Source organism: Burkholderiales bacterium (assembly GCA_035560005.1).
Taxonomy (GTDB): domain Bacteria; phylum Pseudomonadota; class Gammaproteobacteria; order Burkholderiales; family Eutrophovitaceae; genus DASRFY01.
The window spans coordinates 102586-114380 of record DATMAN010000097.1 but is presented as its reverse complement, the minus strand read 5'-3'; the positions used below and the strand labels follow the sequence as shown (position 1 = coordinate 114380).

Annotated in this window: 13 protein-coding genes; 4 read left to right on the top strand and 9 right to left on the bottom strand. The window is 64.7% G+C overall.

Features of this window, described 5'->3' with window-relative positions; translation table 11 throughout:
* The coding region (locus VNM24_15565) for a GGDEF domain-containing protein (GenBank protein HWQ40000.1) at positions 1-875 on the bottom strand (875 nt) is incomplete at its 3' end.
* Positions 876-1143: 268 nt separating this feature from the next.
* On the opposite strand from VNM24_15565, the gene VNM24_15560 reads away from it, so the two are divergent.
* Complete coding sequence (locus tag VNM24_15560; GenBank protein HWQ39999.1) at positions 1144-1857, top strand: hypothetical protein; 714 nt, start codon at positions 1144-1146, stop codon at positions 1855-1857.
* 310 nt (positions 1858-2167) lie between these two features.
* On the opposite strand, the gene VNM24_15555 is transcribed toward VNM24_15560, so the two are convergent.
* The 7 genes from VNM24_15555 to VNM24_15525 all read right to left on the bottom strand — a co-directional run bounded on the left by VNM24_15555 (position 2168) and on the right by VNM24_15525 (position 7381).
* Positions 2168-2449, bottom strand: a complete 282-nt coding sequence (locus tag VNM24_15555; GenBank protein HWQ39998.1) for a hypothetical protein — start codon at positions 2447-2449, stop codon at positions 2168-2170.
* Between the two features lie 50 nt (positions 2450-2499).
* Positions 2500-2754: a hypothetical protein gene (locus VNM24_15550; protein ID HWQ39997.1), complete on the bottom strand. Its 255-nt coding sequence runs from the start codon at positions 2752-2754 to the stop codon at positions 2500-2502.
* Between the two features lie 53 nt (positions 2755-2807).
* Entirely contained in the window at positions 2808-3383 is a 576-nt protein-coding gene (locus tag VNM24_15545) for an OsmC family protein (GenBank protein HWQ39996.1), read from the bottom strand.
* Positions 3384-3697: 314 nt separating this feature from the next.
* Positions 3698-3988: a DUF2917 domain-containing protein gene (locus VNM24_15540; GenBank protein HWQ39995.1), complete on the bottom strand. Its 291-nt coding sequence runs from the start codon at positions 3986-3988 to the stop codon at positions 3698-3700.
* Between the two features lie 99 nt (positions 3989-4087).
* Positions 4088-4843 carry an isoprenylcysteine carboxylmethyltransferase family protein gene (locus tag VNM24_15535; protein ID HWQ39994.1) on the bottom strand — a complete coding sequence of 252 codons (756 nt, stop codon included), beginning with the start codon at positions 4841-4843 and terminating at the stop codon, positions 4088-4090.
* Between the two features lie 59 nt (positions 4844-4902).
* A complete protein-coding gene (locus VNM24_15530; GenBank protein HWQ39993.1) occupies positions 4903-5154 on the bottom strand; it encodes a hypothetical protein in 252 nt (83 codons plus the stop codon).
* A 292-nt stretch (positions 5155-5446) separates the two neighbouring features.
* A complete protein-coding gene (locus VNM24_15525; GenBank protein ID HWQ39992.1) occupies positions 5447-7381 on the bottom strand; it encodes a sigma 54-interacting transcriptional regulator in 1935 nt (644 codons plus the stop codon).
* A gap of 386 nt (positions 7382-7767) precedes the next feature.
* Here VNM24_15525 and VNM24_15520 point away from each other — a divergent pair, with 386 nt between their 5' ends.
* From VNM24_15520 to arsC, 3 genes are all read left to right on the top strand, one after another.
* Positions 7768-8040 (top strand): hypothetical protein, encoded by a 273-nt coding sequence (locus VNM24_15520; protein ID HWQ39991.1) that lies wholly within the window; start codon positions 7768-7770, stop codon positions 8038-8040.
* A gap of 191 nt (positions 8041-8231) precedes the next feature.
* Positions 8232-10874: an aminopeptidase N gene (gene pepN / locus VNM24_15515; GenBank protein ID HWQ39990.1), complete on the top strand. Its 2643-nt coding sequence runs from the start codon at positions 8232-8234 to the stop codon at positions 10872-10874.
* Positions 10875-10887: 13 nt separating this feature from the next.
* Positions 10888-11241 (top strand): arsenate reductase (glutaredoxin), encoded by a 354-nt coding sequence (gene arsC / locus VNM24_15510; GenBank protein ID HWQ39989.1) that lies wholly within the window; start codon positions 10888-10890, stop codon positions 11239-11241.
* Between the two features lie 99 nt (positions 11242-11340).
* Here the strand turns inward: arsC and VNM24_15505 are convergent, their stop codons facing one another.
* Positions 11341-11751, bottom strand: coding sequence for a hemerythrin domain-containing protein (locus VNM24_15505; protein HWQ39988.1), 411 nt, complete (start codon positions 11749-11751; stop codon positions 11341-11343).
* Between the last annotated feature and the right edge of the window lie 44 nt (positions 11752-11795).

Sequence of the window (11795 nt, the reverse complement as noted above, 5' to 3'; positions counted from 1 at the left end):
TTGTTCTCCATCTGCGAGGCGCCGTAGCCCAGCAGCTGCTGGAAGCGCGGCGAGTAATAGGTTTCTCCGGTGAGCATGTTCCAGTCCCACAGGCCGTCGTTGCTGCCGGTCACCGCCAGGTTGAAACGCTCTTCGCTGATCTTGAGCGCACGCTCGGCCTCCTCGCGCCGCCGCACCGTCCGGTACGACAGGAGGATCCCCAACGGTACGAGCACGCCTGCGGTCGTAAAGTTGACGAGTAGGAGCAGGAACTGGGTCTGACGGGCGACATCGCCGAACGTCTTGGTGAACTGGTCCTCAAGCGGCGTGAGGCGCGTGTCGATGTCGAAGATGCGCTCGATGACCGGGCGCAACCCTTCCGCAGTCGCGCCGGAGCGCACGTGACGACGCAGGTCTTCTGCGGCTCCGATCAGCTCGTCGATCAGGCGGTCACCCTGCTCCCAGATCCCGATGACCCTGGCAATCTGCTCGAAGTTGCGGAAGCGCCGGAAGAGCTTGATGACATGCGGGATGTCGCCCGGATGCGTACGGCCTTCGATCAGTCCCTGCCAGGCCACCGCATAGTCCGGATGCGGTTTTTCCAGCTCCTCGCGGGCCTTGCGGTCACCCAGCGGCACCACAATCGCTTCGCGGTATTTCTGGAAGTCGGCGTCGTCGCGCGACTCCGCGTAGCGCAGCAGGTGGAAGACCGCGATCTTCTGCGATTTCGACCAGAGGCTTTCGCCCTCCGAGTAGGATCGGATCGCGATCATGATGCTCATCGATTCCGCGGCGAGCCAGACGAGCAGCACAACGATGGCGATGAAAGGCCAGACGATGAGCAACACGCGCCGGCTGACCGGGATCACACTGCCGATGTCCTGAAACGAAGCCATTCGTCGAAACGCTCTCGCCCGCACGCACAAGGGAAGCGAGCCCTCAAGGCCCGCCGGCCGGGGGTCGCTCTGACCAATTTGTGAAGAATACCTCAGCGGCCGCAAACGGCCAAGAAAAATAAGTACTTGGAATGCAAAGTTGAGAGATACACGTAGCTTACCGAGGAGCCGATAGTAAGCACTCCCAGTCCACTCGCCTCGGGGGTGAACTCGGCTCTTCAGAACCTGGGCGCTCGCATCGCGAAACCGATGCGCTACCATGCACTGTGTGCATCTGCGCCGCGATCGTTCCCATGCGCTCTGGCTGCTACCGCTGATTGCAGGCGGTCTGCCCGCCCTCGCCACCCTCCTGGCGCTCAACCTCTCCATCCGGCTGGAACTCGTCCCGGCCTGCAACCCCCTGATCGAGGGGTGTGTTTCGATCAGCCGGGCCGCACGCCACCAACTGCCCAACCATGTGTTTCGCGTGTTCGTGCTCCCGGCCGCTGCCCTGCAGACGCTGACCTGGCTGCTGTGCACGGCCTGGCTGAGAAACCTGGGAGTTGGCCCGGACCGGTCGCTGCGCGCGCTGCCCTGGCTTGGACTGCTCGCCGGGGTATTTCTCGCGATCTACGCTACCTTCCTGGGCACTGAGGGGGAGGTGTACCGCTGGATGCGGCGTTACGGCGTGATCGTCTATTTCGGGGCGACTTGCCTGTGCATGGTCATTTGCGCCGGTCACCTCTACCGGCTGGCAGAGTCCGGCTGGCTGCCCCTGAAACGCCGATTTGATCGCGTTCCGCTGGTGCTATGCCTGCTGCTGTTGTTGATGGGACTCATCAACGGCTTTTCACCCTTCTTCACCATCGACGATCAGGCACAGGATCGCGTCGGAAATGCGCTCGAATGGAACGGCGCGCTCGTGTTCACCCTGTTCTTCTTCTCTCTGGCCTGGCTGTGGCGCGCGACCCGCTTCAGCGCGAGATGGACGACGGAACGGTAAACGCGCAGAGGAAGCAGGCCGCGACCCTCTGAGGGAAGAGGTGAGGCGAACTCGGAAGCAGAGATCCTCGCGCCTTGCAGGCTTCTCTCACGCCTGAGCCCTCGCGCTTCTCGCCACTCACTGAAAAAAGCCGCGCCGTCCTCAGACGGCACGGCTTTCGCGTGGTAAAGGCCGGTTCCCGGCGACTGCCGGTTCGGCAGCGGACGCGACGGCGGTTGCCGCGTCGCGCCCGCGCAGGCCGGGCAACCAGAGCAGCGGCAGCGCTTTCTGCCAGCCATCGCCGGCCCTGTTCCGGTCCGCTTTCGTTGGGTCAAAGACGCCCCCGATCCGCGCCGCTTTGCCGTCCGCGGGCGACCTGCATGTCGCCCACATAATAGGCGGAGCGTTCAACAGCCCACGGCCGCGCCTGAAACCCCGCCATCTGCTTCGGCGTCGGCATGAGGCCGTAGTTGGCGACCGACCAGGGGGTCTGCACGAAGCCGACCACCTCTCCGGTCTTGGGATCGAGCGCGCCCGGCGCGGGCGCGACGGCAAAGGCGGCCGAGGCCGCAGTGGCGAGCAGAATACCGCTTGCGATTCTCAGAGCGTTCATGTCTGGTTCCTTTCGTTACGGGAAGAATGGTTGTCGAGGATGTCTTGCGATCAGGCACGGCCGAGCACGTCGCCGGCACTGCGCTGCGCAGCGATCACGCGTTGCTTGCCCTCCTGCATCGCCATCGCCGGCGAGCCGCGGCCGTAGACGGCGGAGGGGTCGGCCGCGACGGCTTTGACGGCGATGCCACCGCCCTGGATCTGCGAGCTGCGCCCCAGGCGTTCCACCGGCGCACTGGTTCCGGCGAGCGCGACGGAGGCGGTCATGCCGAGGATGGCGATTGAAACAACTCTTAGGACTTTCATCGTTTGTGTCTCCTGTCAGTGAACTCGAAGAGGGGAAACTCCTGATTCTCGGGTTACATGACCTCGCAGGTCAGCGATAAACGAACGGCCGATGTCATCATTTCGAACACTGGCGAGCGTTGCTGCGCGAGTTGCACGAGTTCGCGCAGCTTCGGCTCCGCGCAATCCGCCCTGACGCGAAGCGTCGCGCGGATCTCGTGGAAACCTCGTGGGATGTCTTCGCGCAAACCGAGGAATCCGTGCAGATCCAGGTCACCCTCGATCCGCGACTCGACGGCTTGGACGCGCACCCCGCGCAGGGCGGCGTGATAGACGAACGTCGTGGTCAGGCAGGCCAGCAGTGCGTGCAGGATGTACTCGAACGGGTTGGGCGCCTCGTCCCCGCCCAGGATCAGGCCGGGTTCGGCGCTGTCGATCACGAAACTTTCCCGCTCGTTGTAGGCACCTGCGCCCCAGAACCCCTGAATGCTGGTGCGGCTGTGTCCGCCTTTCATCCAGCGGTTGGCGGCCCGAAACGTGAATCGGGCGAGCGCGGGCGCGGCCTTGATGGCCTCGATCGTGCCCTGCAACCGGTCCACGTCGATACCGTTGACGCGGTCATCGGCTTTCATCGCTTGCTGTGTGGTCATCAACCATCTCCTCAGGAACTGAACGACTGGCTTCTATTCACCGGATTGCGCGCTCAGCTGGAGCGTTTTCAATTCGGCGCGACGCTATTAGCGCGTCGCGTGCCAAGTCCCGGGAATCGAGCGTTCCCGTTTGTGTACAAGGACTTAAATATTCGGCATAGGGCTCGCGTCTCGGGAAATTTCGCGATTCGCGAGATCTCGTGATGGCATGCGCGGGATCTCGCGTCCTGCAGAACAACGCAGGACCACAAACAAGAAAGGCCGCGCATGCGGCCTTTCTGTGAGCATTGCTCGCTTGTCAGGGCGAATTCGTTTCAGATCGCACCTGACAGCACCAGCGAGAAGGTGGCTTTCGGTTCCGGACGATCGCGATCACGGACCGCGAGCAGTGCCAGACGCGACGGCATCAACGCCTGGATCAGCGTCAAACCGTCGCGGTCGATGCGCCAACTCTGCCCTGCCTGAAGCACGTGATCGCGCAGGTCGCCCTCCTGGGTAATCCAGGCCTGCCCTTCCGTGACCTCGACGCGCAGTCTGTTGCCGTTGCACACCTTGAGAACGCTGCCGGTGTTGAGGTACAACGCGTGACGAATGGCTTCTCTCATGTCTGTGCTCCTCGATCGTGTTGTGAGCAATTCGGTCACGCGCGACGTCGGAACATCCTGCGCCTGTGCGGCCGTTGCGCCGCGCGAGCCGAAGGAGCCCTACGCTTGCGCAGGGCTTCGCCCGCCCCTTCCGAACAGGCGCGGCAGGAGCATCGGCACGCGCCGGCGGTAGTTCTCGTAATCCTCGCCGTGGGCCGCGACCAGATCCCGCTCTTCAAGCTGGATCGCGATCAGGATGTAGGCCGTGGTGCCGATCGCGAACAGCAAGTGCGCCGCCGTCATCGTGGGCGTAGCCCAGAAGGCGAACAGCCAGCCCACGTAGAGGGGATGCCGGACCAGTCGGTACGGACCCGGTGTGACGAAGCGCAGCGGCGTGTACTGCCGGCCGCGCAGGTAGAGCCACGCCTGGCGCAGCCCGAACAGGTCGAAGTGATTGATGAGGAACGTGGTCACCAGGACGAGACCCCAGCCGAAGCCAAACAGCGAATACGCGATCGCGCGCCAGAGCGGATCCTGGAGGTCCCACACCACGCCGCCCATCGGCTGCCATCCCCAGAACAGAAGGATCAGCGCGAGGCTCGAGAACAGCACGTATGTGCTCCGTTCGGCCGCTTCGGGGATCACCTTCGTCCACCAGCGTTTGAACGCCGGCCGCGCCATGACGCTGTGCTGGAGCGCGAACACGCCAAGCAGCATTACGTTGGTCAGCAACGCCTGAACGAACGACACAGTCGGCTCGCCATCCAGCGCCTTCGGGACGAACAGGTTGCCGACCCATCCGCAGGCGTACAGGAACGTCAGAAAGAACACGGCGTAGCTGGCCACGCCGTAGCCAAACACCAATACTCGCTTCATGTCTTTGTCCCTTCTCTGCAAGGAAAAAGAAAGAGAACCGCTGGCGACCGCCCGTGCACTCAGCGCACGAGGTTTGCCGCGACCCGATACAGAATCTCGACCAGCGACTCGTCCGCACCACCCTCCAGCGCATCGTCTAAGGCTTCGGGCGCGCCGAAGCCGCTCGAGCGGGAAGCGTGGCGGGCCCAGGCTTCGATCTCCCGGGCCTGAGGCTCGTGAGACTCGGGCACGTAGACCACAGCGGCCGAGGCGAACTCGGGCTGGATCTCGTGCTCGTCGAGAAACGTCTGCATGGCGTTGGCTGCACTCATTGCGTCACCCCCTTTCTTCTCGCCGTGCTGCGTAGCCGGAGTGGCTACGGCGCGCGGACGAAGCCGCGTCGAGCCGGCACACTGACCCGCGAAATGAATTAATGAATTGCAGCGGGCGCCGCGGCGGCGATGCGAGGCGGGTTAGCAGCAGTCGGGCCAGAGCCCGGCGAGAGAGACTTGTGCTTTGTGGACAGATACTTGAAGGTATGCGGGGCGCTTCGAACGCGTCGCGAAACTTCGTGGATTGCGAGATCTCGCGAGTCCACCCGTGAGATCTCGCGAGGCGATGCAGTCAGCGCGGCCGCTCGATGCCGAGCGCCTTGACTCTCGAGGCGAGCGTGGAGGGATTGATGCCGAGCAACCGGGCGGCGCCGCGGTCTCCAGCGATGCGCCAATCGCAGGTTTCCAGGGCGCGCCGGATGTTCTCGCGCTCGAGCGCCTCCAGTTCCTGCATCGTGTAGACGCGGCCATCTTCGGTCGGCGATTCGCCCGGGCGGGCAACGACCGCAGCGACCTCCGGCAAGGCACGGTCGAGGTTCAGACTTCCGTCGCGCGACGTGATGACCGCACGCTCGATGACGTTGTGCAGCTCGCGCACGTTGCCGGGCCACTGGTAGGCGCACAGCCGCCGCGCCTGATCCGGCGTCAGCGGCAGAATCGCCCGCCCCATGCGTTTGGCGAAGCGGGCCGCGAATGCGCTGGCGAGCAGGACAATGTCCTCAGCGCGCTCGCGCAACGGCGGGATGCGGATCGGAAAGACATTGAGCCGGTAGTACAGGTCTTCGCGGAACCTGCCTTCCTTGACCAGTTGCAGCAGATCCCGGTTCGTGGCCGCGAGCACCCGCACGTCGACCTTTCGGGTCCGCGAACTGCCAACCGGCTCGAACTCGCCTTCTTGCAGCACCCTGAGCAGCTTGGCCTGCAGTTCGAGCGACAGCTCACCGATCTCGTCGAGGAAGATCGTTCCCCGGTCCGCGAGCGCAAAGCGGCCCTCGCGCCGCGCGGTCGCGCCGGTAAAGGCTCCGCGCTCGTGCCCGAAGAATTCGCTCTCCATCAGCTGCGCCGGAATCGCGGCACAGTTCACGGTGATCAGCGCATGCTCGGCGCGAGGACTGGCTGCGTGAACGGCGCGCGCGAAGAGCTCCTTTCCGGTTCCGGTCTCGCCCAGGATGAGCACGGTCGAATCCGTGGGCGCCACCTGCTGCACATCGTGCAGCGCGCGCAGCAGCGCCTCGCTGCGGCCGACGATCTCCTCGAAGCCCTTCAGCGAACGCAGTTCCTCGCGCAGATAGGCCGCTTCGTCGGTCAGGCTGCGGATCTTGTGCTCGGCGGCAATGCGCTCGTTGACGTCCCTCAGGATGAGCGTGTAGAAGAGCCTGCCCTGCGCCTCGGAGCAGGAAAGCGTGGCTTCCGCGGGGAACTCTTCGCCACCGTCGCAGGGGTGCATGCTCAGCCCACCGGGGATCCAGAGGTAGCGGCGGCCCTGCGCGTGCAATGCGAGCTCGTGCACCAGGGTCTTGAGCTTCTCGCGGCCGGCATCGGAGAGGAATTCGGCGAGCGGCCGGCCTGCCATCTCCTGCGCCTTACAGCGGAAGATCTTCTCCGCGGCCGGATTGGCCAGGGTGATGACGAGATCCTGATCGATCTCGATGATGGCGTCCATGGCGCTCGCGACCAGCCGGCTCAGCTTGTCCCTGCTTTCGCGAAGGCTGGCTTCGGCGCGCATGCGTCGCACCTCGGCGGTGGCGCGCGCGGCGAAAATCCGCAGCAGGCCTTCGTTCAACGTGCTGCGGGGCATGGGCTTGTTGTCCAGCACGCCGAGGTGTCCCATCACGGTCCCGTTGGTGTCGAACAGTGGCATGGCCATGTAGCTCACGGCGCCGATCCTGGCCAGGCCATGGTCTTCTGGAAACAGCTCGACGATCCGGTCGGGAAAGTGCACCAGTTCGCCCCCCTCGATCACCGGGGCGCATGGCGTACCGTCCAGCGGATACTCGTAGCCGGGACGCCACTGGCCGTTGATGAGGAAAGCAAAGGCGCGCAGACGGCGCTCGCGCGCAAGATATTCGGTGACCCAGGCGCCGCACACGCCGAGTGCGGCCGCGAGGTTGCGCACCAGCTCGGTGAAGAACTGCTCGCCCGTCACGGCGGAAGTGCCTTCGACGATGTGCCGCAGAGCGGCGTGTTCATCGGAGCGCTTCTGCTCGGCGAGCGTGGATTGATTCATGGCGCCTTCCCGGTCCGTGTTGTCTGGCTCTACCAGGGCCCCGCGATGAAGTGTAGTCCTGCCGCGCTTCCTTGGGGAGTGTGCGAACCGCTCCGGCCGTTCCTGCCCATCCCTATGCCATGCGGGCGAAGAGCCGCGCGCAAACGCACCCGGCCTCCGGCCGCTTGGTCGGAGAACCGGCCCAAGACCTTTCAACATTGCTCCGCCGATCGAAATGTCCCTCCTCGCAGTACAGGTCCGCGCGCGCGTACGTGCAACGTGCGCGACCGGATTCACGATCGGATCCTTTAGGGTCCTCGCCCCGCGTGTAATGACCGACCGGTGAATCCGACCAACTCCCGTCGCCGTATTTCGCGGCGCATCACCTGACCACAAGGAGATCTGACATGACGACGAGGTTTTCTTCCATCATCGCTGCCGCGGCGTTCGCGGCTTTCGCCTCCGCCGGGCATGCGGCGCAATCGGTGACCAGCGGTGCAATCGACGAAGTGTCGAATGTGCAGGGCCGTGCTTCGGCGACCGCGGTTGCGGGCAAGACCATTTCGCTGCGGGCGATCTCCGACGTCTCGAACGTTCAGGGTCGCTCGAGCCAGATCGGCAAAGCCGGACCCGCGCCGCTCAGCGCGGTGCTGGATCTCGGTCGCTTCGGCCGCGCCTGACCGGGACCGTCTGCACCCCGGGACGCGCCGCATCCCGGGGTGCGTTTGGTTGCCGGTTGCTCGTTGCCGGTCTTGCGCTTTGTCCCTCCTTTTACCTCGCTTCTCGCCTCACCTTCCGCTTGCAGCGATCGGCTGGCCCGAACCGCTTGGGTAAAATCGCGTCAAAATGCGGACAAACGCAAGTTGACGCGATGGACATGCTCACGCCTTCCGCCCGTATCGTCTATCTCAAGGACTACACGCCGCCGGCGTTCCTGATTCCCTCGATCGACCTGGACATCGACCTGCGCGAAGATTTCGCGCGGGTGTCGGCCACGCTCGCCGTGGAGAGAAATCCAAGAGCGGCGGCTCGCGCAGGAGCGCTCGTGCTCGACGGGGAGGACCTGGTGCTCGAGTCGATCGCGATCGACGGCCGGGCGCTGGAAGCCGGCCGCTTCGAGTTGAATGCCGAGCACCTGACGATTGGCGACGTCCCCGATCGCTTCACCCTTTCCACCACGGTGCGCATCCGGCCGAAGGACAACACGCGGTTGATGGGCTTGTACGCGTCGAAGGACGGCTATTTCACGCAGTGCGAAGCGCAAGGGTTCAGGCGCATCACCTACTTTGTGGACCGGCCGGACGTGATGACGCGCTACCGCACCACGATCCACGCCGACAAGGCACGCTATCCGGTGCTGCTGTCGAACGGCAACCCGGTCGCGCGTGGCGAAGAGCGCTCAGGCCGGCACTGGGCACGCTGGGAAGATCCCTTCCCCAAGCCCTGCTATCTGTTCGCCATGGTGGCGGCCCGGCTGGACAAGCTCGAGGACAGCTTCACCACTGCGTCCGGGCGCAAGGTCAGGCTCTACATCTTCGTCGAGCCGGGCAAGCTCGATCAGTGCGGTTTCGCGATGCAGGCGCTCAAGAGCGCCATGAAATGGGACGAAGACGTGTTCGGCCTGGAGGTGGATCTCGATCACTACATGATCGTCGCCGTCGGCGACTTCAACATGGGTGCGATGGAGAACAAGGGGCTGAACATCTTCAACACGAAGTACGTGCTGGCGCGGCCGGACATCGCCACCGACGCCGACTTCATGTTCCTGGACCGCGTGGTCGCGCACGAGTACTTCCACAACTGGACCGGCAACCGGGTGACCTGCCGCGACTGGTTTCAGCTGTCGCTGAAGGAGGGTCTCACCGTGTTTCGCGACCAGGAATATGGCGCTGATCGCTACTCGCGGCCGGTACAGCGCATCCAGGAGGTGCGCTCGCTGCGCGCGGTGCAGTTTCCCGAGGACGCGGGTCCGATGGCCCATCCGGTGCGCCCGCAGTCCTACATGGAGATCAGCAACTTCTACACCGCGACCGTCTACGAAAAGGGTGCGGAAGTCGTGCGCATGATCCACACGCTGCTGGGACCGGGGAACTTCCGCAAGGGCATGGATCTGTATTTTCAGCGGCACGACGGCCAGGCGGTCACTACCGACGACTTCGTCCAGGCGATGCAGGACGCCTCCGGCGTGGATCTCACGCAATTCAAGCGCTGGTACGACTACGCCGGCACGCCGGTGCTCGACGTGACCTCGAGCCACGACCCGCTCGCTCGGCGCTACGTGCTGACCGTCAAGCAGTCCAGACCGACGGCGACGGCGCCCGATCTGCCGTTTCACATTCCGTTTGCGCTGGGACTGGTCGGTGAGGACGGCAACGACCTCCCGCTGCGCCTGGAGGGGGAGAGCAAGCCGGCGGGAACGACCCGGGTGCTTTCGCTGAGAGAGAGCGAACAGCGCTTCGTTTTCCTCGACATGCCGCAGGCGCCGGTTCCTTCCCTGCTGCGTGGCTTTTCCGCCCCGGTGATCGTGAAGTACGACTACGACGAGCGCGCGCTCACGCACCTGATGGCGCACGACTCCGACGCCTTCAACCGCTGGGAAGCTGGACAGCGTCTCGCGGCCAACATCATCCTGCGCGCCTGCGCCAGCCTGCATGGCGGAATCGAGCCGCAGTTTCCGGACGGATTCTTCCAGGCATTCGAGCGCGTGCTGGCCGAGGCCGGGCGCGATCCGGCCTTTGCCGCCGAGGCCCTCGCATTGCCCTCGGAAGGCTATCTCGCCGAGCAGATGGACGAGGTCGATCCCGACACCCTGCATCGGGCGCGCAATGCGCTGCGCCGGGCCATCGCTCGGCGCCTGAAAGGCGAGCTGCTTCTCGCCTACGAGGCGTTCGCGGTGGCCGGGCCCTACAGTCCGGATCCGAAAAGCGCCGGACTGCGTGCCTTGCGCAACCTTTGCCTCTCCTATCTCATGGAAGAGCCCGACCAGGCGGTCCGCGCGCTGTGCCTCAGGCAGTTCGACCACTCGGACAACATGACCGACGTGATGGCCGCGCTCGCCGCGCTCGCCAACACCGAATGCGAAGAACGCGAGGGCGCGCTGGAGCGCTTCTACGCGAAGTGGAAGGAGGAGCCGCTGGTGGTCGACAAGTGGCTGGCGGTGCAGGCCGGCTCGCGGCTTCCCGAGACGCTGGACAGAGTCCGCCGCCTCACAGAGCATCCGGCGTTCGACCGGAAGAACCCCAACAAGGTCTACGCGCTGATCCGCTCGTTCGGCACCAACCACGTGCGTTTCCACGCGGCCGACGGCGCCGGCTACGCGTTCATGGCCGAGCAGGTGATCGCGCTCGATCCGATCAATCCGCAGGTGGCGGCCCGTCTTGCCCGCGCGTTCGACCGCTGGAGAAAATTCGACCTCGGACGGCAACGGCACGCCCGCGCAGCGCTCGAGCGCATCCTGAATGCGCCCGCTCTGTCCAGGGACACGACCGAGGTCGTGAGCCGCGCGCTGTCATGACGCAGTCCGACTTATGCCGAAGGCACAGATCACCATCTTCCACAACCCGCGTTGCGGGAAGAGCCGCGGCGCGCTCGCCTTGCTGCGCGACAGAGGCATCGAACCGGAAATCATCGAATACCTGCAGACCCCACCGACCAAGGCGGAGCTGAAGAGCGTTCTGAACAAGCTCGGTCTGAAACCCGAGCAGATCGTGCGCAAAGGCGAGGACGTCTACAAGCGGAAGTATGCCGGCAAGCAGTTAAGCGATGAGCAATGGCTCGATGCCCTGGTCAGGGACCCCATCCTCATCGAGCGGCCGATCGTCGTCAAAGGCGACAAGGCGGTACTGGCTCGCCCGCCTGAAAGAGTGATCGAGCTGCTCTAGATCGCATCGCACTTCCCACGCCCGATCAGGTCTGAGGGCTCGTGGAAGTCGGGGACCCCGGCGCGGCCCGCACAACGCGCGACTGCCGGCGGCAGCGTCTTATCCGGGAAGCGGCGTGTAGCCGTGCTCCTTCATGTACAGGGCGAGCACGGTATCCATCGAGGCGGCGTGGTTCTCGAACCACTGGGCGACCGCCGCAGCCAGAAACCGGACCAGGTCCGTGCCGCCTTCGCCGGCCGCGACGCGCCGCCGCACTTCGCGCGCGATCACCAGCACGGTTTCGTGTTCGTCGCGATGGCACTGGGCCGCGCCGTAGGCCAGTTCTTCCATCCAGCGGCTCTCCTGTCCGAAGTGCGCCTCGGAGTGCGCCAGAAACGCGTCGAGCGCCTCCAAGGCACCGTTCTCGTCGGCTTCCGCGAGCGCGTTGAGCAGCGCGACGAATTCCCGGTGCGTGTCGTCGATCACCCCTCGATCGACCGCCAGGCTGTCGCTCCATTCGATGAGGGGCATGCCTGCCTCCAAGTCGGTGCTGAAAACATTCTATCCCGGTGCCA